Source organism: Pseudomonas sp. MF6755 (assembly GCF_016405635.1).
Classification (GTDB): Bacteria; Pseudomonadota; Gammaproteobacteria; order Pseudomonadales; family Pseudomonadaceae; genus Aquipseudomonas; species Aquipseudomonas haemolytica.
Genome location: NZ_JAEKDA010000010.1, coordinates 209,390 through 230,996 on the forward strand (window position 1 = coordinate 209,390; position 21,607 = coordinate 230,996).

Sequence of the window (21,607 nt, forward strand, 5' to 3'; positions counted from 1 at the left end):
AATACAGGGTCATTGCCAGCATGAAAAAAGCCAACGCGTGGAGTCTAGCTCTGATCACCTGTATCAGCCTGTGGCTGGGCGCAGCACCGGCGTGGGGCGCAGCTGCACCGGCCTTGAGCGAAGTGCGGGTGTTCAAGGTGGAATCGGCCAAGTGCAGCGAAGCGATACCGGAACGGGTGAACACCACCCAGATGTGCGAACACCGTGGGGCCACCCAGGTCTCGGTCATGGAGGTCGGCCTGGGCAACAGCCCGATGGGGCGCTTCAACGGCGCAGAGTTGAACGGGCAACGCACGGCGGTGTGCCAGGTCGGCAACATCAGTGAGGCGTGTAATGGTGTAGGCACGCTGATGGGCTACATCTATGTGTTCGACCTGAACGTGCAAGCCCAGGGCTGGTTCGAGTTCACCAATACCTCGATCAACCCTCCGCAAAACACTTTGAAAGCCCAGCTCAATATCCGCTGATCAATTGTCTTGAACGCTCAAAACACCGGGAAGTCGTACCCCTGAGACGGCGACTTTCCTGAACGCCGCGGATGTACACCAACCCGTGAGGTGTTTTATGAGCGCGACCCCTAATGGCGCGGCGGCCCAACCGTTCGTCGCCCACTCGATTCGATTGACCCTCAATGGCCAGGATCGCCAATTGGACGTGCTGCCCTGGACCACCTTGCTGGACCTGCTGCGCGAACAACTGGACCTGGTCGGTAGCAAAAAAGGCTGCGACCACGGCCAATGCGGCGCCTGCACCGTATTGCGTGACGGCAAGCGCGTGAATGCCTGTTTAACCCTCGCCGTCATGTGCGACGGCGCCGAGCTGACCACCATCGAAGGCTTGGCCGACGGCGACCAACTGCACCCGATGCAGCAAGCCTTTATCAAGCACGACGCGTTTCAGTGCGGCTACTGCACCCCCGGCCAGATCTGTTCCGCAGTCGGCCTGGCCAATGAAGGCCGTGCCCATGACAGTGCACAAATCCAGGAACTGATGAGCGGCAACCTGTGCCGCTGTGGCGCCTACACCAATATCCGCGATGCCATCGAAGAGGCGTTGCCGGCCTGCCGCAGCCAGGGAGGCGAGCAATGAACCCCTTCCATTACAGCAAGCCGGCCGATGTGCGCGAGGCGGTGCACCTGAGCAGTGCGGTATCGCGCTTCATTGCCGGGGGCACCAACCTGCTGGACTTGATGAAAGAAAACATCAGCCGCCCCGAGCACCTGATCGACATCACTGGCCTGCCGCTGCATGCGGTTGAAGAAACGGCCGAGGGCGGTGTGCGTATCGGCGCGCTGGTGAGCAATGCCGACCTGGCCTGGCACCCGCTGATCGAACAGCGCTACCCGTTGCTGTCCCAGGCGATCCTGGCCGGGGCGTCGCCGCAGCTGCGCAACATGGCGAGTACTGGCGGCAACCTGTTGCAGCGCACCCGTTGTTACTACTTTTATGACGCGACGGTGCCGTGCAACAAACGCGAGCCCGGCAGCGGATGCCCGGCGCGCAGCGGTCTGAACCGCATCCATGCGATCCTCGGTGCCAGCGAGCAGTGTGTGGCTACGCACCCGTCGGACATGTGCGTGGCCCTGGCGGCGCTGGAGGCGCGCGTGCATGTAGAGGGGCGCGGCGGTGCGCGAGTGATCGAGTTTGCCGACTTCCACCGTTTGCCCGGTGATGCACCGCAACGCGACAACCAATTGGCCGACGACGAACTGATCACCGCCATCGAGTTGCCCGCTGACCACCTGGCCCGGCACAGCCACTACCTGAAAATCCGTGACCGAGCGTCCTATGCCTTTGCCTTGGTGTCCGTCGCCGCGGCCCTGGAACTGGACGGCGACACCATTATCGATGCGCGCCTGGCCCTCGGCGGTGTGGCGCACAAACCCTGGCGCGACCGCGCAGTAGAAGCTGCATTGATCGGCCAGACCGTCAGCCGCGAAACCTTCAGCAATGCCGCCGACGCTCTGCTGCAAGACGCAGAGCCACTGGAACACAACGGCTTCAAGATCAAGCTGGCACGTCGCGCAATCATTCGTGCCTTGAGCGACGCCGCCGTCGCAGGAGAACAGCCATGAGCGCCATCGGCAAACCCCTGGACCGTGTCGACGGCCTACTCAAAGTCACCGGGAAAGCGCGTTATGCCGGTGAGTTTCCCGAGCCGGGCCTGCTGCATGGCAGCGTGGTCTCCAGCACTATCGCCAAGGGGCGGGTCGTCAGTATCGATGCGTCCAAGGCCCTGGCGTTGCCCGGCGTGGTGGCGGTGATCGATCACCTCAACCGGCCGAAGATCGCCAGTTACGACGATGCCTTCGCCGATGACGATGCCGCCGATGGCTCGCCGTTTCGCCCGCTGTACAACGACCGTGTGCTCTACAGTGGCCAGCCGCTGGCCCTGGTGATCGCCGATAACCTGGAGTTGGCACGGCATGCCGGCTCACTCGTGGAAATTGAATACGAGCGTGAAAGCTTCGAGACCGATTTGCTCACCCAGCAGGATCTGGCCTACCCCTCGCCACAGACGCCACCCAAGCCCCGTGGCAACTTCCAGGCCGAGTGGGCCGGCGCGGCGGTCAGCCTCGATCTGCACTACAGCACGCCCATCGAACACCACAACCCGATGGAACCTCATGCCAGCACCGTGCTGTTCCAACCGGACGGCACCCTGCATATCCACGACAAGACCCAGGGCCCGCAGAACTGCCAAGCCTACGTGCAGAAAGTGTTCGGCCTGGATAAGAACCAGGTGCGCATCTTTGCCGCCTTCGTTGGCGGTGCCTTCGGCTCGGGGCTGCGCCCGCAATACCAATTGCCGTTGGCGGTGATGGCGTCCCTGGCGCTCAAGCGTTCGGTACGCGTCACCCTGACTCGCCAGCAGATGTTCACCTTCGGTTATCGCCCGCGCACCTTGCAGCGTTTGCAGATGGGCGCCGCCGCCAACGGGCGCTTGCTGGCCTTGGGGCATACCGCGATTGGCCAGACCTCGCGCTTCGAGGATTTCAGCGAGCACGTGGTGGAATGGAGCGGCATGCTCTATCACTGCGACAACGTGCAACTGACCTACAAATTGGCGCCGCTGGATGTGTTTACGCCCTTGGACATGCGCGCACCCGGCGCCGCATTGGGCGTGATCGGCCTGGAGTGCGCCATGGACGAACTGGCCTGCGCCTTAGGCATGGACCCGGTGCAACTGCGCCTGATCAACTACGCCGAGCGCAACCAGAACGAAGACAAACCCTGGTCGAGCAAGGCCCTGCGTGAGTGCTACAGCGAAGGCGCCGAGCGTTTCGGCTGGAGCCAGCGCAACCCGGAACCGCGCAGCATGCGCGACGGTCGCCAATTGATCGGCTGGGGCATGGCAGGCGGCGTGTGGGAAGCCATGCAGATGAAGGCCAGTGCCAAGGCGCGTATCGACGCTGAGGGCAAGCTCACCGTCAGCAGCGCCACTACGGATATCGGCACGGGCACTTACACGGTAATGACTCAGATCGCCGCCCAGGCCAGTGGTGTGGCAATGGCTGATATCGACTTTCTGTTGGGCGACTCTTCGTTACCCACCGCGCCATTGCAGGGCGGCTCGTTTACCGTATCTTCCGTCGGCACCGCCGTGCAGCAAGCGTGTGAAGCGCTGAATGCCAAGTTGCTGGAGGTCGCCCGGCAGACCTATCCGGTGTTCAAGGACGCGCAAGCCGTGCGTTTTGAAGACGGCCAGTTGCATACCGGTAACGTGAGTGTGTCGCTGGCGCAACTGGTCAAGGACAGCGGTGAAGAGGCGTTGCAAGTGCAGGTCGACAGCGAACCCGACAAGAAACGCCAGGGTTATGCCGCCGCGACTCACTCGGCGGTGTTTGTCGAAGTGCGGGTAGACGAAGACTTGGGCACCATCAAGGTCAGCCGTGTGGTCAGCGCGATTGCCGCCGGGCGGGTGGTCAACCCCAAGATGGCCCGTAGCCAGATCCTTGGCGGCGTGGTGTGGGGCATTGGCATGGCCCTGCATGAAGAAACCCAGGTCGACCATCAACTGGGGCGCTACATGAACCACAGCCTGGCCGAGTACCACATCCCGGTGAATGCCGACATTGGCGAGATTGACGTGCTGTTTGTCGAGGAGCACGACGAGATCGTCAATGCGCTGGGCTCCAAGGGCGTGGGGGAAATCGGTATTGTCGGGGTGGCGGCGGCGGTGGCGAATGCGATTTACCATGCCACTGGCAAACGGGTGCGGGAGTTTCCGATCACCCTCGACAAGGTGCTCTGACGCGATCTAGCAAACACTGAAGATCCAAATGTGGGAGGGGGCTTGCTCCCGATGGCGGCGTTTCAGTCCAAGCATAAATTGACTGATCCACCGCTATCGGGAGCAAGCCCCCTCCCACATGGGTTATGCGGTAGTTTTTTGAGTGGGCTGTTCCACCGGCACATGCATACGGTCACGGTTCGCCAGGGTCGGAAACAGCTTGATCCACACCCCCGTCACCACCAGCGTGCCGATACCGCCCATGACCACCGCCGGCACGGTGCCAAACCAGTGGGCGGTGATCCCGGATTCGAACTCGCCCAGTTGATTGGATGCGCCGATAAACAGGCCATTGACCGCACTGACTCGCCCGCGCATCTCATCCGGTGTTTCCAGTTGCACGAACGAGGCACGGATCACCATGCTGATCATATCCGCTGCGCCCAGTACCACCAGCACCGCCAGGGAGAACCAGAATGAGGTCGACAGGCCGAAGGCAATGGTCGCCACGCCAAACACGCCGACGGCGGTGAACATCACGCGGCCCACTTTGCGGTCGACTGAGAAGCGCGCCAGCCACAATGACATCAACAACGCTCCCACTGCCGGCGCCGAACGCAGCAGGCCCAGGCCCCAGGCGCCGGTGAGCAGGATGTCCTTGGCGAACACCGGCAGCAGGGCGGTGGCACCGCCCAGCAATACGGCAAACAAGTCGAGGGAGATGGCGCCGAGGATGTCCGGGCGGCTGCGGATAAAGCGAATGCCCGCCAGCAGCGAGTCCATGGTGGCCTTGCCTTTGTTCAACGGGGTCTGGCGGGCGGGCAGGTTCAGGGTCAACACGCAGGCGATCAGGTAGAGCGCCACGGTCGGGCCGTACACCCACACACTGCCAAACGCGTAGAGCAAACCGCCGAGGGCCGGCGCGACGATGGTCGCCAATTGTTGGGCTGATTGCGAGGAGGCCACGGCCCGAGGGAACAGGGCGCTGGGCACGATGCTTGGCAGCAGCGCCTGAGTGGTGGGCATTTCAAACGAACGTGCCGCGCCGAGCAGGAAGGCAAGGATAAAGATCATCTCGCGGGTCACGTTGCCGGTCAGGCCGCCGATGGCCAGCGACAAGGCAATCAGCGCCTGCACGGTCTGGCAGATGGCGGCGACTTTGCGCCGCTCATAGCGATCAGCCACATGCCCGGTGTGCAGCATGAACAGCACGCGCGGTACGAACTCCACCAGGCCCACCAGACCCAGGTCCAGCACATTGCCGGTCAGTTGGTAGAGGTTCCAGCCGATAGCCACGGTGAGCATCTGGAAGCCGCTGGCGGTAAAGATCCGCGCCAGCCAGAACGCGATGAAAGGGCGGTGGTGACGTAACAGCAACGCGGGTTCGCTAGGCATCGGGCATTCAGGTCAGGGCTGGGGGAAAAGCGAGATTAGCACCAAGCTGTAACAAATAGTTGCGAGAACATGGCTGAGGCAAGCTGTCACGCGGCAAAAGACCACACAGTCCTACAGCTAAAATAGGACTACGCTTTGAGCAATGCTTGATCCAGATCAAAACCTGCCCCGGGATTGTTCTGGCGGTCGCAAGACCAGATTCCCTGCGTGATGGGTAAAAAAAGAAACGAATTGAAATTCGCCACACTCCATATCCGTGGGGGCAGTGGGTGCAGGCTCCCAGCCAGCAGCCGGTATTACCTGACAGAGGAAGACTTATGTTCGGTTTGGAGGCGCTAGATCTCGCCCGAATTCAATTCGCGTTCACCATCTCATTCCACATCCTGTTCCCGGCGATCACCATCGGCCTGGCCAGTTACCTTGCAGTGCTGGAGGGCTTGTGGCTCAAGACCCACAACGACACCTACCGTGACCTTTACCATTTCTGGTCGAAGATCTTTGCCGTCAACTTCGGCATGGGGGTGGTTTCGGGTCTGGTCATGGCCTATCAGTTCGGCACCAACTGGAGTCGCTTCTCCGACTTCGCCGGCGCGGTCACCGGGCCGTTGCTGACGTATGAAGTACTCACGGCGTTCTTCCTCGAGGCCGGTTTCCTCGGTGTGATGCTGTTCGGCTGGAACAAGGTGGGGCGCAAGCTGCACTTTTTCTCCACCGTGATGGTGGCCGTCGGTACATTGATTTCCACCTTCTGGATTCTCTCGTCCAACAGCTGGATGCAGACGCCCCAGGGCTTTGAAATCATCGACGGTCGCGTGATTCCTACCGATTGGTTCGCTGTCGTCTTCAACCCTTCATTCCCCTATCGCCTGGCGCACATGGCCACGGCTGCCTTCGTGGCGACCGCGTTCTTTGTCGGCTCCTCGGCGGCCTGGCATTTGCTGCGCGGCAGGGATAACCCGGCAATCCGCACAATGCTCTCGATGGCGATGTGGATGGCCCTGATCGTCGCGCCAATCCAGGCGGTGATCGGCGACTTCCATGGCCTTAACACCCTCAAGCATCAGCCGGCAAAAATCGCCGCGATTGAAGGTCACTGGGAAAATATCGGCAACGAGCCAACGCCGCTGATCCTGTTCGGCTGGCCGGACATGAAAGCCGAGAAAACCAAATACGCCGTCGAGATCCCGTACCTGGGCAGCCTGATCCTGACCCACTCCCTGGACAAGCAGGTGCCGGCCCTCAAGGAGTTCCCGCCAGAGGACCGCCCCAACTCGACCATTGTGTTCTGGTCATTCCGGGTCATGGTCGGCCTGGGCTTGCTGATGATCTTCACCGGTCTGTTCAGCCTGTGGCTGCGCCGGGGCGACAAGATGTACACGTCCAGGCCATTCCTGTACCTCGCGCTGTGGATGGGCCCGTCTGGCCTGATTGCGATTCTCGCCGGTTGGTTCACTACCGAAATCGGTCGCCAGCCGTGGGTGGTCTACGGGTTGATGCGCACGGCGGATGCTTCATCCGGGCATAGCCTGGCGCAAATGACCATCACCCTGGTGTTGTTCGTGGTGGTGTACTTCGCACTGTTCGGTGCTGGCCTGGGCTACATGATGCGCCTGGTGCGCAAAGGGCCTCAGCCCCACGAAGGCAGCGAACCTACCCACGGTGGCCCTGGCCAGAAACGTACACCGGCTCGTCCGCTTTCCGCCGCCGATGATGGTAGCGATAACGACCAAGCCCACATCCAGCACAAGGAGCATTGAGATGGGTATTGATCTTCCGCTGATCTGGGCCGTGATCATCATCTTCGGCATCATGATGTACGTGGTCATGGACGGCTTCGACCTGGGCATCGGCATCCTCTTCCCGTTTATCCCGGGCAAGGTCGACCGTGACGTCATGATGAATACCGTGGCACCCGTATGGGATGGTAACGAAACCTGGCTGGTACTCGGCGGCGCGGCGTTGTTTGGCGCGTTTCCGCTGGCCTATTCGGTGGTGTTGTCGGCCTTGTATCTGCCGCTGATCCTGATGTTGATCGGGCTGATCTTCCGCGGCGTGGCCTTTGAGTTTCGCTTCAAGGCCAAGGACCACAAGCGTCACCTGTGGGACAAGGCGTTTATCGGTGGCTCGCTGGCGGCGACCTTCTTCCAGGGGGTGGCGCTGGGTGCCTTTATCGACGGCATCCCGGTGGTGGACCGCCAGTTTGCCGGTGGCTCACTGGACTGGCTTACACCGTTCACGATGTTCTGCGGTGTGGCGCTGATCGTGGCCTATGCCTTGCTCGGTTGCACCTGGCTGATCATGAAGACCGAAGGCAAGTTGCAGGAGCAGATGCATAACCTGGCGCGGCCGTTGGCGTTCGTGGTGTTGGCGGTGATCGGTATCGTCAGCATCTGGACGCCGCTGACCCACCCGGAAATCGCATCGCGGTGGTTTACCTTGCCGAACCTGTTCTGGTTCCTGCCGGTGCCGATCCTGGTGCTGGTGACCATGTACGGGCTGATTCGCGCCGTGGCACGTAATGCGCACTACACGCCGTTCCTGCTGACGCTGGTGCTGATCTTCCTCGGCTACAGCGGCCTGGGCATCAGCCTGTGGCCGAATATCATCCCGCCGTCCGTATCAATCTGGGATGCCGCCGCGCCGCCGCAAAGCCAGGGCTTCATGCTGGTGGGCACGCTGTTCATCATCCCGTTCATCCTGGGCTACACCTTCTGGAGCTACTACGTGTTCCGCGGCAAGGTCACCCACGAAGACGGCTATCACTAGGAGGGGCTCTTCATGTCCGGCAAACCTACGTTGCACGAGATTGAGCAGGCCGAAAAGCAGCCGCTGTGGCGGCGCCTGGGTTGGTTGGTGATGATCTGGACCGGTAGCGTGGTGGCCCTGTTCATCGTGGCCAGCCTGATGCGCATGTTCATGAATGCGGCCGGCCTGACCACGCACTGATATCCCGGGCGGGGCTTTGCGGTCCGCAGCCTGCTAACTTGAGCGGCAAGCCCTGCTCTTCTTTTGGAAGGGCAGGGCTTTTTTATTTGCGCGCCTTGAGGATGACGAACTTCGGCGTGGCGGCGACTTGCTCGACGCCGCGGAACAACCGCGCCAACTTGCTGTGATAACCCAGGTGACGGTTACCGACGATATACAGGGCGCCGCCGACTACCAGGGCTTCCCGTGCCTGCTGGAACATGCGCCAGGCGAGGAAGTCGCCGACTACCTGTTGCTGGTGGAACGGTGGGTTGCACAGCACCACGTCCAACGACTGCGCCTCCTGGCCGGCCAGGCCGTCATCGGCGCGTACCCTGACCTCACGCGCGCCCAGGGCGGCCTGCCAGTTTTCAGCGGCGGATTGCACGGCCATGTAGGACTCATCCACCAGGGTGTACTGGGCGTCGGGGTTTTGCAGGGCGCTGGCAATTGCCAACACGCCATTGCCGCAGCCCAGGTCTGCCACGCGGGCACTGCCCAGGTTTTTTGGCAGGTGTGGCAGGAAGGCGCGGGTGCCGATGTCCAGGCCTTCGCGGCAGAACACATTGGCGTGGTTCAGCAGCTCGATGGCCGGCGTGTCCAGGGGGTAGCGGGTCGGGTAGGGCGAGACCGCTACGGGGCGGTCGGCGACGGTGGCGATCAGCAGGCGCGCCTTTTTGACGGCCAATGAGGCCTGCATTGGCCCGATATAGCGCTCCAGCAGCTCGCCCGCGGCCCGGGGCAAGTGCTTGATCATCGCCCCAGCGATCACTTCGGCGCCCGGCGCCAGTTGCCCTTGCAGGCGGATCAGTTGTTCCTCCAGCAGCGCCAGGGTTTTGGGTACACGGATCAATACGCGATCGAATGGTCCGGTGGCTACCTGGCTGGCTGGCGTGAATTTCACTGCATCAAAGGCCTTGCCGTTGCGTACCAGGTTTTTTTCCAGGCCCTGGGCCGCGAGGAATGAGTCACCGCTGGAGGTCACCTGCACATGTCCTTCCAGGCTGGCTGCCAAGGCGCCGAAGCTATCATTCAGGATAAGCACGCGGGTGGCAGCGTGGGGCTGCTGCTCGGCGAGATGGCTGAGCAGGTACTCGTCGGCGGCATCGAAGGCTTGCAGCGGATCATTGTGCTGCTCTGGCTGGCGAATCAGATCGAGCTGGGCGAAGGGGCTGTCGAGCAGGGGCATGGCGGGGAGGCTCTGGGTAATCGGCGGGCCGTCTGAATGAACCACGAAGCAACGCCCTCAAGGGGCAGTCTCAACACTCAGAATTGGCCGCAAATGTTACTTTTTTTTGAGCCCGATGACATGCGGTGTTTCATGCGCAGGTTAAAACAGCCCTGCTTTCGAGGCGCTGAGCACGGCAGCGATTTTGTTGTTGACCCCCAATTTCTTGAAGGTACTGCTGATATGAAAGCCCACTGTGCGTTCCGCGAGGCAGAGGATAGTGGCAATCTCCGAGGCGGTTTTGCCCTTGGCTGACCACATGAGGATCTCCGTTTCCCGTGGGGTCAATTTGCTCGATGGGTTCATGCTCGGCTCAGTAGCATATTTCTGCGCTACCACGGCGTGCATGGCATGGCATAACCACAGCACTTGGCCGGCTTTTTCGTAAAGTTCCTCGGGGCTGACGGCGTCATGACTGCGGCCCACGCTCAGCATACTGAAGACGCCCTGGAAGTCGTGGACAGCCTGGCTCCAACCCAGGTGGATGCCGAACGACTGGGTCAACGCCCACAAATGCGGTGCCGTGCTGAACGCCTTCTCTTCCCAGACCAATGGTAGAACGCAGCGCTTGCAGTGAGCCACGACGGGATCTGTGTCAAAAAAGTGGGCTTGCTTATACAAGGAGTTGAATTCATTTGGATAGTTGTTGATTTGTACGGTATTTACCTGGCTGGTTGGAAGTTGGGAGCTCATCGTGAAGGAGCAGTATTCAAAGCCCAGTTCATAGGTGTGGTTAATGACCATCTCAAAAACACTGGTGACCTCGTTCTCACCTTCGAGTTTTGGGAGTCGTGTATTGCGCCAGTTGACCATCGGCAAATCTCCATGAAGTGGTGTGACTTGGGTACGTCCTGATCCCAATGCGATACGGAAAAGAGTGTAGGACACGGACTACGATGCGGGATGAATTTTTCGCTCTTTTGTGACCGATTTTAGGAATGTTCTCGCTCGGTTCGTTCGCGTGTCTGCCACCCATTAAGTTAGTTTTTTTGCGGTGTATTAATGGGTTAGGTAAGCGTCTTAAGCGCAATGTGTACACCGTTTTTGGCACTGATTAAGCTAGATAGGTGGGGTGCAAATAGCCAATTGATCAAAGGTGATGCTAAAGAGCTATCAATGTTGGTGGGCTTGATGCCACTACTGTTCATCGGTGTTTTAATGCGCCACTTTGGGGGACACTAGGGCCCCTGTTGAACGGAGTGCCCCATGACGGCCAGCGCTGAGAAATATACCTGCCAGACCCTGCTCGACGTGCAATCGTTGACGTCCAGCCTGTTTACGCTGCGCACCACGCGTGACGCCGGCTTTCGTTTCACGGCGGGGCAGTTTGTACGCCTGGGAGTGACCAAGGCGGATGGCAGTGTTGTCTGGCGTGCTTACTCCGTGGTGTCGTCGCCTTTCGACGAATACCTCGACTTTTTTTCCATCGTCGTTCCCGATGGGGAGTTCACCAGCGAGTTGAGTCGCTTGCGGGTCGGCGATACGTTGTTGGTAGAGCGCCAGGCCACGGGTTTCCTGACGCTGAGTCGTTTCGTTGATGGGCGCGACCTCTGGCTGCTGGGGACCGGCACAGGCGTGGCGCCGTTCCTGTCGATCCTGCAGGACTTTGAAGCCTGGGAGAAATTCGAGCGAATCATTCTGGTGTACAGCGCGCGCGAAGCCAAGGAGCTGGCCTATCAGTCATTGATCAAGACACTGGGGGAGCGAGAATACCTGGCCGAATATGCGCATAAACTCACCTACATCCCGATCGTCACTCGCGAGCAACATCCGGGCGCGTTGAACGGGCGCATTACTACCTTGATAGAAAATGGTGAGTTGGAGCGTGCGGCCGGCGTCGAGTTGAGCCCACAACACTCACGTGTACTGATTTGCGGCAACCCGGCGATGGTGGATGACACTCGTCAGTTGCTCAAGCAGAGGGACATGCAGCTGAGCCTGAGCCGACGCCCTGGCCAGGTTGCAGTGGAAAACTACTGGTAGAAAAAAGGCGCCTTACGAGGCGCCTTTCTGCATCCGCGGTTTAAAGCGGCTTGTCATGCTGTGCCTTGAGCAGATCGCGGATCTCACCCAGCAGCACCTCTTCCTTGGTCGGCGTCGGCGGCAAGCTCGGGGCTACGGCCTCTTCGCGCTTCAGGCGGTTGATGGCCTTTACACCCATGAAAATCGCGAAAGCGACGATCACGAAGTCGATGATGCTCTGGATGAACTTGCCGTAAGCCAGGACCACGGCAGGTACATCACCTTGTGCGGCCTTGAGGGTGACTGCCAAATCGGCGAAGTCCACACCACCGATCAGCAGGCCGATGGGTGGCATTATTACGTCGCCTACAAACGAGGAAACGATTTTTCCGAAGGCGGCGCCGATGATGATACCGACGGCCATGTCGACCACATTACCTTTGACCGCGAAGGCCTTGAACTCACTGATCACGCCCATAGGTTATTCCTTGTTACAGTTGAGGAGGGTGGAAGTCAGTGTAATTCAGTCGTACAAGGCTTGCTCGACACAACTGTTAACACTGTCGATTTTTATCGACACATTAAATCGCAAATAGTTTGCAAAGTGCCACCAGTCGCGCGCGAATTACCCGTCATTTCAGCCAGTTACCAGATTATTTTCTTAATCGGGCCTGTGGTGTTTTTCTATTTATCTTCTGATTCCCAGGTCACTAGCCTCTGACAAGCACAACCGAATGTGCACTAAAAAAATCAGAGGAAACCTCGATGAACACTCCACTCAGCCGCAGGCCGGTGTCAGCGCGCCATGCGCTGGCACTGGTAACCGCCAGCCTGCTTTCCCTCTCGGTGCAAGCCGCCAACCTGACCCGCGATAACGGGGCCAACGTCGGTGATAACCAGAACTCGCAAACAGCCGGGGCCAACGGCCCAGTGTTGCTGCAGGACGTGCAACTGATCCAGAAGCTGCAACGCTTCGACCGCGAACGCATCCCAGAGCGTGTGGTACACGCCCGCGGTACGGGTGCCCATGGTACGTTCACCGTGACCGACAACCTCAGTGACCTGACCAAGGCCAAGGTGTTCGCGGCCGGTGAGACCACGCCAGTGTTCGTGCGCTTCTCGGCGGTAGTCCACGGTAACCACTCCCCGGAAACCCTGCGTGACCCACGAGGCTTCGCCACCAAGTTCTACACCGCTGAAGGCAACTGGGACCTGGTCGGTAATAACTTCCCGACGTTTTTTATCCGCGATGCCATCAAATTCCCGGACATGGTCCATGCCTTTAAACCGGACCCACGCACTAACCTAGATGATGACTCGCGCCGTTTCGACTTCTTCTCCCATGTTCCAGAGTCCACTCGTACACTGACCGAGTTGTACTCAGACTCAGGCACCCCGGCCAGTTACCGCGAAATGGACGGTAATGGCGTGCACGCCTACAAGTTGATTAACGCCAAGGGCGAAGTGCACTACGTCAAGTTTCACTGGAAGAGCCTGCAAGGCATCAAGAACCTTGACCCTAAACAAGTCACCGAAGTCCAGGGGCGTGACTACAGCCACATGACCAATGACTTGGTCACTCACATCAACAAGGGCGACTTCCCTAAGTGGGACTTGTATGTGCAAGTACTCAAGCCAGAGGACTTGGCCAAGTTTGATTTCGACCCACTGGACGCCACCAAGATCTGGCCGAATGTGCCGGAGCGTAAAGTCGGGCAAATGGTGCTGAACCGTAACCCGGCCAATGTCTTCCAGGAGACCGAACAAGTCGCGATGGCCCCGGCCAACCTGGTACCTGGCATCGAGCCGTCGGAAGACCGTCTGCTGCAGGGCCGGGTGTTCTCCTATGCCGATACGCAGATGTACCGCCTTGGCGCGAACGCCCTGCAACTGCCGATCAACGCCCCACGGGTCACCGTCAACAACGGCAACCAGGACGGTGCGATGAACTTCGGCAAGACCACCACCGGCGTGAACTACCAGCCAAGCCGCCTGCTGCCACGGGAAGAGCCGCAAACTGCGCGCTACAGCCAGTCGCCGCTGTCGGGCAGCACCCAGCAGGCGAAGATCCAGCGTGAGCAGAACTTCAAGCAGGCTGGCGATCTGTACCGCTCCTACACCAAGAAAGAGCGTCAGGACTTGATCGACAACTTCGGCGGCTCGTTGGCCACCACCGATGACGAGAGCAAGCACATCATCCTGTCGTTCCTCTACAAGGCTGATCCGGAATACGGCACAGGCGTTGCGAAGGTCGCCAAGGGTGATCTGGCTCGCGTGAAGGCGCTGGCTGAAAAACTGACTGACTGATCCGTTGGTCGTGGTCGGCGCCCTTATGGGGCGTTGACCTTTGGCAGGAGAAAACCCCATGCGTATCTCAATCGGTTTGCTGATGACAATGCTGGCTTTCGTCGCCCATGCCGCGTCTTCCGACCCGGTGGCGCTCAAGGCCCAGTTGCAAGACTACTATTTCGACGCTGCCCGCCGTGGCGATCTCGATATGCTCAACACGTTTATTGAGTCTGGCTACGGCCTCAACACTCAGGATGACAAAGGCTATACCGCGCTGATCCTCGCCGCTTATCACGGCCAAGGCCCGTATGTGGAGCGCCTGCTCGACGCGGGAGCCAACGCCTGCGTGCAGGACAAGCGCGGCAATACAGCGCTGATGGGCGCCATCTTCAAGGGGGAGCTGAAAATCGCCCAGCGCCTGCTGGCGACGGACTGCAACCCTGACCAACGCAACGGTGCCGGGCAGACCGCTGCCATGTATGCGGGGCTGTTCAAGCGCGTCGAGCTGCTGGGCGAGCTGCAAGCCAAAGGCGCTGACCTGAACGCCGAAGATCCCATCGGCAACAGCGCTTCACGTTTGGCCAATGGCGAAATCCGGACCCCGGCGTCGCGCTGAGCTATCATCGCGGTTTTTCGGTTGGAGGTTTCTCACATGGCAAAGGCCAAGCGCATGTACGGCTGCACAGAGTGCGGCGCGACCTTTCCCAAATGGGCGGGCCAGTGTTCCGAGTGCGGTGCGTGGAACACCCTGACTGAAACCATGATCGAGAGCGGCGGGGCAGCAGCCCCTACCGGCCGCGCCGGCTGGACCGGGCAACAGGCGCAGATCAAGACCCTGGCCGAAGTCAGCGTCGAAGAGATCCCGCGTTTTTCCACCGCCTCCGGCGAGCTGGACCGAGTGCTCGGCGGTGGCCTGGTCGACGGCTCGGTGGTGCTGATCGGCGGTGACCCGGGCATCGGCAAGTCGACGATCCTCTTGCAAACCCTGTGCAGCATCGCCAGCCGCATGCCGGCGCTGTATGTCACCGGCGAAGAATCCCAGCAACAAGTGGCCATGCGCGCCCGGCGCCTGGGCTTGCCCCAGGACCAACTGCGGGTCATGACCGAAACCTGCATCGAAAGCATCATCGCCACGGCGCGGATCGAAAAACCCAAGGTCATGGTCATCGACTCGATCCAGACGATTTTCACCGAGCAACTGCAATCGGCACCGGGCGGGGTGTCCCAGGTGCGTGAAAGCGCGGCACTGTTGGTGCGCTATGCCAAACAAAGCGGCACGGCGATCTTCCTCGTCGGCCATGTGACCAAGGAAGGCGCGTTGGCCGGGCCACGGGTGTTGGAACACATGGTCGACACCGTGCTGTATTTCGAAGGCGAATCCGATGGTCGCCTGCGCTTGCTGCGGGCCGTGAAGAACCGTTTCGGTGCCGTCAACGAGTTGGGTGTGTTCGCCATGACCGACCGTGGGCTGAAAGAAGTCTCCAACCCCTCTGCGATTTTTCTCACCCGTGCCCAGGAAGAAGTCCCGGGCAGTGTGGTGATGGCAACGTGGGAAGGCACCCGGCCAATGCTGGTGGAAGTCCAGGCGCTAGTGGATGACAGCCATCTGGCCAACCCGCGGCGGGTCACGCTCGGCCTCGACCAGAATCGCTTGGCGATGTTGCTGGCGGTACTGCACCGCCACGGCGGCATCCCGACCCACGATCAGGATGTGTTCCTCAACGTGGTCGGCGGGGTCAAGGTACTGGAGACCGCGTCCGATCTGGCGCTGATGGCGGCGGTGATGTCCAGCCTGCGCAACCGGCCGCTGCCCCACGACCTGCTGGTATTCGGCGAAGTCGGCTTGTCCGGCGAAGTGCGCCCGGTACCGAGCGGTCAGGAGCGTTTGAAGGAGGCGGCCAAGCACGGCTTCAAACGCGCGATTGTGCCCAAGGGCAATGCGCCCAAGGAAATGCCACCGGGATTGCAGGTGATTGGGGTGACGCGCCTGGAGCAGGCGCTGGATGCTCTGTTCGAGTAGCCAGCGACACCGCGAAACCAATGTGGGAGGGGGCTTGCTCCCACATTTGAATTGTGTTGGCTTCTAGATTTCCAGCAATGCCGCCAGCTCTCTGTGGAGCTCATCCTCATCACCCAGGTTCAACTCAACCAGCCGCCGCAAATGGCTGATCGAATCCAGGTCGATGTGTTGGCACACGAAGCCCAACTGCCCATGGTGCTCATGGGTCAGCCGTACTTGCATCTTTATATGGGCCTTCGGATCCAGGCGTATGTCGACCTCAAACGGCAGCGCTTTATTGCCCTTCCAGCCTTCTGGCCGTTCCAACAGCAAGCCCTTTAGTGAAAGATCCACCAATTTAACCGGCAATTCCCACCCGTTTTGCCGAATTTCGGTTTTGGCATCAAAAGCGATCCGGCGAAAACGGCGGCGGTCAGACGGTTGCTCGGTCATTATGAAGCCCTCTGTGGATAGATGGATTGTAGCCTTGCGCCATCAGGTGGCATTTATTTCCGCTTTTTTGCCGCTTGAAGGCTCTAGACCAACGTAGGGGGCTGGTCTTTGGAGCCAGTAGCGCTAAACTCGGGCTGGCTGTCCTTTCTGTCCACCCTGGCTGGAATATAAAAATGAAAAATAATAATAGCCTGCTACGCCACCTACCCTGGCTGGTGCTGGCAATCGTAGGAGCGTGCGCCCTGGGCGTAGTGGCCTTGCGCCGCGGCGAGGCGATCAACGCCTTGTGGATCGTGGTCGCTGCCGTAGCCATCTACCTGGTTGCGTACCGTTACTACAGTCTGTTCATCGCCAATAACGTGATGCAACTCGATCCTCGGCGGGCCACCCCCGCAGTGGTCAACAACGATGGTCTGGACTATGTGCCGACCAACAAACACATCCTTTTCGGTCACCACTTTGCGGCGATTGCCGGTGCAGGCCCGTTGGTTGGCCCGGTACTGGCGGCGCAAATGGGCTACCTGCCCGGCACGCTGTGGCTGATTGCCGGCGTGGTGCTGGCGGGTGCGGTGCAGGACTTCATGATCCTGTTCCTGTCCACCCGTCGCAACGGCCGTTCCCTGGGGGATATGGTGCGTGAAGAGATGGGCCGCATTCCCGGGACCATCGCGCTGTTCGGCTGCTTCCTGATCATGATCATCATCCTTGCGGTGCTGGCGCTGATCGTGGTCAAGGCCCTGGCCGAGAGCCCGTGGGGCATCTTTACGGTGATGGCGACCATCCCGATTGCGATGTTCATGGGCATCTACATGCGCTACATCCGCCCGGGCCGCATCGGTGAAATCTCGATCATCGGCGTGCTGTTGCTGCTCGGTTCGATCTGGCTGGGCGGGCAGATTGCCGCTGACCCGGTCTGGGCCAAGGCGTTTACCTTCACCGGGATCCAGATCACCTGGATGCTGATCGGCTACGGTTTCGTTGCGGCTGTGTTGCCGGTATGGCTGATCCTGGCGCCCCGCGACTACCTGTCGACCTTCCTGAAAATCGGCACCATCATCGCCCTGGCGATTGGCATTCTGGTCACCATGCCTGACCTGAAAATGCCGGCGCTGACTCAGTTTATCGACGGCACCGGCCCAGTGTGGAAGGGCGGCCTGTTCCCGTTCCTGTTCATTACCATCGCCTGCGGTGCGGTCTCGGGCTTCCATGCGCTGATCTCCTCGGGCACCACGCCCAAGTTGCTGGCCAGTGAAAGCCACGCCCGTTACATCGGTTACGGCGGCATGCTGATGGAGTCGTTCGTAGCCATCATGGCGATGGTTGCCGCTTCGGTGATCGAGCCTGGCGTGTACTTCGCCATGAACAGCCCGGCCGCAATCGTCGGCTCCGACGTGGTTACCGTGGCACAAACCGTCAGCAGCTGGGGCTTTGCCATCACTCCCGAGGCGCTGTCAGCCGTCGCCCACGATATCGGTGAAACCACCATCCTGGCGCGTGCCGGCGGTGCGCCGACGTTAGCGGTGGGCATCGCGCAGATCCTGCACAGTGTGCTGCCGGGTGAAAACACCATGGCGTTCTGGTACCACTTTGCGATCCTGTTCGAAGCGCTGTTCATCCTCACGGCGGTCGATGCCGGTACCCGTGCCGGTCGCTTCATGCTGCAGGACCTGCTGGGTTCGTTCGTACCGGCGCTGAAACGCACCGAGTCCTGGACCGCCAACCTGATCGCGACTGCCGGTTGTGTGGCGATGTGGGGGTACTTGCTGTACCAAGGCGTGATCGACCCGCTGGGTGGCATCAACACCTTGTGGCCGTTGTTCGGTATCTCCAATCAGATGCTGGCGGGCATTGCGCTGATGCTGGCGACCGTTGTGCTGATCAAAATGAAGCGCCAGCGCTATATCTGGGTGACTATGCTGCCGGCCGTCTGGCTGCTGATCTGCACCACCACCGCAGGCTTCATCAAGTTGTTCGACGCCAACCCGGCCATCGGCTTCCTGTCCCTGGCCAAGAAATACAGCGACGCCCTGGCCAACGGTCAGATCCTCGCGCCGGCCAAGAGCATCGACCAGATGCAGCACGTGATCTGGAACGCCTACACCAACGCAACGCTGACGGCGCTGTTCCTGTTCGTGGTGTTCAGCATCCTGTTCTATGCGCTCAAGGTAGGCATCGCCGCCTGGGGCAACAAAGAACGTACGGATAAAGAAGCGCCGTTCCAGGCTGTTCCGGACGCGTAAACGAGGATTGCAACCATGTTCAATGACATCAGTCGCCTCGGTAAATACCTCGGTCAGGCTGCGCGCCTGATGGTCGGCATGCCCGACTACGACACCTACGTCGAGCATATGCAAACCAAGCACCCGGACAAGCCGGTGATGGACTACAAGGCGTTCTTCCGGGAGCGCCAGGAAGCCCGTTACGGCGGCAAGGGTGGGCCTAAGTGCTGTTGAGTTAACGCAACTCCCTGTGGGAGGGGGCTTGCTCCCGATAGCAGTGTGTCAGTGACAGATAAGTGCCTGACACACTGCTATCGGGAGCAAGCCCCCTCCCACATTTGTTTCAGTGTTCCTTCAAGGAGATTTTTTTGTCCTCTCCCATTCCAGTGACCGTCCTTAGCGGCTTCCTCGGTGCCGGCAAAACTACCTTGCTGCGCCACCTCCTCAAAGCCGAGCACGGCCTGAAAATCGCCGTGATCGAAAACGAATTCAGCGACGCCGGTATCGACACCCAGCTCCTGGGCGAAGAGCCGGTGCAAGTCATGACCCTGTCCAACGGCTGCGTGTGCTGCACCATCCACACCGACCTGACCAAGGCCCTGTACCTACTGCTTGAACGTCTGGACAGTGGCGAAATCGCCTTCGATCGCCTGGTAATCGAATGCACCGGCCTGGCCGACCCAGCGCCGGTAGCACAGACCTTCTTCATCGACGAAGAGCTACGCGAGCGCTACATCCTCGATGGCATCATTACCCTGGTGGACGCGGCCCACGCCGAGCACCACCTGACCCAGACCATCGCCCAGGCCCAGATCGGTTTTGCCGACCGCCTGCTGGTGAGCAAGCGCGACCTGGTGGACGACGCGACGTTTGACGCCCTCAGCCAGCGCCTGACCCGCATCAACCGGCGTGCGCCGATTCGCGTGGTCGATCACGGCACGATTGACCTGGCCGAATTGCTCGATGTGCGCGGCTTTAACCTCAACGCCGGCATGAGCCTGCGCCCAGTGAGTGCCGCGCCCTCCGTCGACCGTATCTCCAGCCTGGTATTGCGCACTGAGCAGCCGCTGGATATCGACCGCCTCAGCGAGTTCATGAACGAGCTGCTGGAAGACCACGGCAAGCAACTGCTGCGCTACAAAGGCGTGCTCAATATTGCCGGGGAAGACCGGCGCATGGTGTTCCAGGGCGTGCTCAAGCTCTACGGGTTCGACTGGGACACCGAATGGGCCGAGGGTGAGGCGCGGGAGAGTGTGATTGTGTTTATTGCCGATGAGTTGCCCGAAGACAAAATCCGCGAGGGCTTTGCCAAAGTCCACCAATCCTGACCTGAAATGCAATTTAAATGTGGGAGGGGGCTTGGACAGCATTTCAAACTGGAATAAAAAAGCCCGGCTCAAGAGCCGGGCTTTTCATTCAAGCAACTGCAATCAAGCGCCGTACACCGGCAGCTTCTTGCAGATGGCCTTGACCTTCTCACGTACCGCGTCGATCACGGCTTCGTTGTTCAGGTCTGCCAGGATGTCGCAGATCCAGCCGGCCAGTTCCTTGCACTCTGCTTCCTTGAAGCCACGAGTGGTCACTGCCGGGGTGCCGAAGCGCAGGCCGGAGGTGACGAACGGCGAACGTGGGTCGTTCGGCACGGAGTTCTTGTTCACGGTGATGAAGGCTTTGCCCAGGGCAGCGTCAGCATCTTTACCGGAAATATCCTGCTTGATCAGCGACAGCAGGAACAGGTGGTTTTCGGTACCGCCGGACACCACGTCAAAACCGCGTTCGATGAACACAGTGGCCATGGCCTGGGCGTTCTTCACTACCTGTTGCTGGTAGGTCTTGAACTCAGGCTGCAGGGCTTCCTTGAAGCAGATCGCTTTAGCGGCGATCACGTGCTCCAGCGGGCCACCTTGGGCGCCCGGGAATACCGCGGAGTTTAGTTTCTTCTCGATCTCGGCATTGGCGCGCGCCAGAATCAGGCCGCCACGTGGACCGCGCAGGGTCTTGTGGGTGGTGGTGGTGACGACGTCAGCGTAAGGCACCGGGTTCGGGTAGACGCCAGCGGCGACCAGACCGGCTACGTGAGCCATGTCGACGAACAGGTAAGCGCCAACCTTGTCGGCGATTTCACGGAAACGTGGGAAGTCCAGGATCTGCGAGTAGGCAGAGAAACCAGCCACGATCATTTTTGGCTTGTGCTCGACCGCCAGGCGCTCGACTTCGTCGTAGTCGATCAGGCCGTTGGCATCGATACCGTATTGAACGGCGTTGTACAGCTTGCCGGAGGAGGAAACGCTGGCGCCGTGGGTCAGGTGACCGCCGTGGGCCAGGCTCATGCCCAGGATGGTGTCGCCGCCTTGCAGCAGGGCCAGGTACACGGCGCTGTTGGCTTGGGAGCCGGCGTGCGGCTGGACGTTGGCGTAATCGGCGCCGAACAGTTCCTTGGCGCGGTCGATTGCAAGCTGCTCAACCACGTCGACGTACTCGCAACCACCGTAGTAGCGCTTGCCTGGGTAGCCTTCGGCGTACTTGTTGGTCAGAACCGAACCTTGAGCCTCCATCACCGCAGGGCTGGTGTAGTTTTCCGAAGCGATCAGCTCAATGTGCTCTTCCTGGCGCACGGCTTCTTGCTCCATGGCGGCGAAGAGATCGGCGTCGTACTTGGCAATAGTCAAATCACGGCTGAACATGGCGGTCCTCAAGGATCGGGGGCAGAAAAGGAGGGCATTCTAACCCAATGGGTTTTAGATGGCATATGAAAGGACATCATGTCGCGGACAAGTGGGGCTCATCTGGAGATGAGTGGTGACTGTGCTGGCCTCATCGGGAGCAAGCCCCCTCCCACATTTGAAGGTATTCACAGTTCAAAA

General features: G+C 60.1%; 20 protein-coding genes. 14 read left to right on the forward strand and 6 right to left on the reverse strand.

Annotation, left to right across the window (positions count from 1 at the left end; all coding sequences use genetic code 11):
* Nucleotides 1–20: 20 nt before the first annotated feature.
* The 4 genes from JFT66_RS15615 (at nucleotide 21) to JFT66_RS15630 (ending at nucleotide 4,255) form a co-directional block, all read left to right on the forward strand.
* On the forward strand, nucleotides 21–467 hold the full coding sequence (locus JFT66_RS15615; RefSeq protein WP_198859578.1) for a DUF4879 domain-containing protein: 447 nt from the start codon (nucleotides 21–23) through the stop codon (nucleotides 465–467).
* A 97-nt stretch (nucleotides 468–564) separates the two neighbouring features.
* A complete protein-coding gene (locus JFT66_RS15620; RefSeq protein ID WP_034117797.1) occupies nucleotides 565–1,089 on the forward strand; it encodes a (2Fe-2S)-binding protein in 525 nt (174 codons plus the stop codon).
* Complete coding sequence (locus tag JFT66_RS15625; RefSeq protein WP_153839421.1) at nucleotides 1,086–2,075, forward strand: FAD binding domain-containing protein; 990 nt, start codon at nucleotides 1,086–1,088, stop codon at nucleotides 2,073–2,075. Before JFT66_RS15620 ends, JFT66_RS15625 begins: the two co-directional genes overlap by 4 nt.
* Nucleotides 2,072–4,255, forward strand: coding sequence for a xanthine dehydrogenase family protein molybdopterin-binding subunit (locus tag JFT66_RS15630; RefSeq protein WP_198859579.1), 2,184 nt, complete (start codon nucleotides 2,072–2,074; stop codon nucleotides 4,253–4,255). Before JFT66_RS15625 ends, JFT66_RS15630 begins: the two co-directional genes overlap by 4 nt.
* 123 nt (nucleotides 4,256–4,378) lie before the next feature.
* On the opposite strand, the gene JFT66_RS15635 is transcribed toward JFT66_RS15630, so the two are convergent.
* Entirely contained in the window at nucleotides 4,379–5,629 is a 1,251-nt protein-coding gene (locus JFT66_RS15635) for an MFS transporter (protein WP_034117800.1), read from the reverse strand.
* Nucleotides 5,630–5,946: 317 nt separating this feature from the next.
* Here JFT66_RS15635 and JFT66_RS15640 point away from each other — a divergent pair, with 317 nt between their 5' ends.
* The 3 genes from JFT66_RS15640 to JFT66_RS15650 are packed head-to-tail and all read left to right on the forward strand — an operon-like array spanning nucleotide 5,947 to nucleotide 8,575.
* The gene (locus JFT66_RS15640; protein ID WP_198859580.1) at nucleotides 5,947–7,386 is read left to right on the forward strand and encodes a cytochrome ubiquinol oxidase subunit I; all 1,440 of its coding nucleotides are present in this window, start codon (nucleotides 5,947–5,949) and stop codon (nucleotides 7,384–7,386) included.
* A 1-nt stretch (nucleotide 7,387) separates the two neighbouring features.
* A complete protein-coding gene (cydB, locus tag JFT66_RS15645; protein WP_014720024.1) occupies nucleotides 7,388–8,395 on the forward strand; it encodes a cytochrome d ubiquinol oxidase subunit II in 1,008 nt (335 codons plus the stop codon).
* 12 nt (nucleotides 8,396–8,407) lie between these two features.
* Entirely contained in the window at nucleotides 8,408–8,575 is a 168-nt protein-coding gene (locus tag JFT66_RS15650; RefSeq protein WP_080752921.1) for a DUF2474 domain-containing protein, read from the forward strand.
* A gap of 82 nt (nucleotides 8,576–8,657) precedes the next feature.
* On the opposite strand, the gene JFT66_RS15655 is transcribed toward JFT66_RS15650, so the two are convergent.
* Together JFT66_RS15655 and JFT66_RS15660 are read right to left on the reverse strand one after the other, a co-directional pair.
* The gene (locus tag JFT66_RS15655; protein ID WP_198859603.1) at nucleotides 8,658–9,782 is read right to left on the reverse strand and encodes a methyltransferase; all 1,125 of its coding nucleotides are present in this window, start codon (nucleotides 9,780–9,782) and stop codon (nucleotides 8,658–8,660) included.
* A gap of 141 nt (nucleotides 9,783–9,923) precedes the next feature.
* On the reverse strand, nucleotides 9,924–10,634 hold the full coding sequence (locus JFT66_RS15660; RefSeq protein ID WP_153872599.1) for a helix-turn-helix transcriptional regulator: 711 nt from the start codon (nucleotides 10,632–10,634) through the stop codon (nucleotides 9,924–9,926).
* 393 nt (nucleotides 10,635–11,027) lie between these two features.
* On the opposite strand from JFT66_RS15660, the gene JFT66_RS15665 reads away from it, so the two are divergent.
* On the forward strand, nucleotides 11,028–11,804 hold the full coding sequence (locus JFT66_RS15665) for a ferredoxin--NADP reductase (RefSeq protein ID WP_198859581.1): 777 nt from the start codon (nucleotides 11,028–11,030) through the stop codon (nucleotides 11,802–11,804).
* A gap of 40 nt (nucleotides 11,805–11,844) precedes the next feature.
* Here JFT66_RS15665 and mscL read toward each other — a convergent pair whose 3' ends face one another.
* Nucleotides 11,845–12,261, reverse strand: coding sequence for a large-conductance mechanosensitive channel protein MscL (mscL, locus tag JFT66_RS15670; protein ID WP_034117805.1), 417 nt, complete (start codon nucleotides 12,259–12,261; stop codon nucleotides 11,845–11,847).
* 287 nt (nucleotides 12,262–12,548) lie between these two features.
* Here mscL and katB point away from each other — a divergent pair, with 287 nt between their 5' ends.
* From katB to radA, 3 genes are read left to right on the forward strand one after another with little or no spacing between them, the layout of a single operon-like run.
* On the forward strand, nucleotides 12,549–14,090 hold the full coding sequence (gene katB / locus JFT66_RS15675; RefSeq protein ID WP_034117806.1) for a catalase KatB: 1,542 nt from the start codon (nucleotides 12,549–12,551) through the stop codon (nucleotides 14,088–14,090).
* Between the two features lie 58 nt (nucleotides 14,091–14,148).
* Nucleotides 14,149–14,688 (forward strand): ankyrin repeat domain-containing protein, encoded by a 540-nt coding sequence (locus tag JFT66_RS15680; RefSeq protein ID WP_198859582.1) that lies wholly within the window; start codon nucleotides 14,149–14,151, stop codon nucleotides 14,686–14,688.
* 36 nt (nucleotides 14,689–14,724) lie between these two features.
* Nucleotides 14,725–16,092, forward strand: a complete 1,368-nt coding sequence (gene radA / locus JFT66_RS15685) for a DNA repair protein RadA (protein WP_034117808.1) — start codon at nucleotides 14,725–14,727, stop codon at nucleotides 16,090–16,092.
* 63 nt (nucleotides 16,093–16,155) lie between these two features.
* Here the strand turns inward: radA and JFT66_RS15690 are convergent, their stop codons facing one another.
* A complete protein-coding gene (locus tag JFT66_RS15690; RefSeq protein WP_198859583.1) occupies nucleotides 16,156–16,524 on the reverse strand; it encodes a PilZ domain-containing protein in 369 nt (122 codons plus the stop codon).
* 173 nt (nucleotides 16,525–16,697) lie between these two features.
* Here JFT66_RS15690 and JFT66_RS15695 point away from each other — a divergent pair, with 173 nt between their 5' ends.
* The 3 genes from JFT66_RS15695 (at nucleotide 16,698) to yjiA (ending at nucleotide 20,071) form a co-directional block, all read left to right on the forward strand.
* The gene (locus JFT66_RS15695; RefSeq protein WP_034117810.1) at nucleotides 16,698–18,764 is read left to right on the forward strand and encodes a carbon starvation CstA family protein; all 2,067 of its coding nucleotides are present in this window, start codon (nucleotides 16,698–16,700) and stop codon (nucleotides 18,762–18,764) included.
* Between the two features lie 15 nt (nucleotides 18,765–18,779).
* Nucleotides 18,780–18,977: a YbdD/YjiX family protein gene (locus JFT66_RS15700; RefSeq protein WP_003194308.1), complete on the forward strand. Its 198-nt coding sequence runs from the start codon at nucleotides 18,780–18,782 to the stop codon at nucleotides 18,975–18,977.
* 134 nt (nucleotides 18,978–19,111) lie between these two features.
* Complete coding sequence (gene yjiA / locus JFT66_RS15705; protein ID WP_153839416.1) at nucleotides 19,112–20,071, forward strand: GTPase; 960 nt, start codon at nucleotides 19,112–19,114, stop codon at nucleotides 20,069–20,071.
* Between the two features lie 102 nt (nucleotides 20,072–20,173).
* On the opposite strand, the gene glyA is transcribed toward yjiA, so the two are convergent.
* Nucleotides 20,174–21,427: a serine hydroxymethyltransferase gene (glyA, locus tag JFT66_RS15710; RefSeq protein ID WP_153839415.1), complete on the reverse strand. Its 1,254-nt coding sequence runs from the start codon at nucleotides 21,425–21,427 to the stop codon at nucleotides 20,174–20,176.
* Between the last annotated feature and the right edge of the window lie 180 nt (nucleotides 21,428–21,607).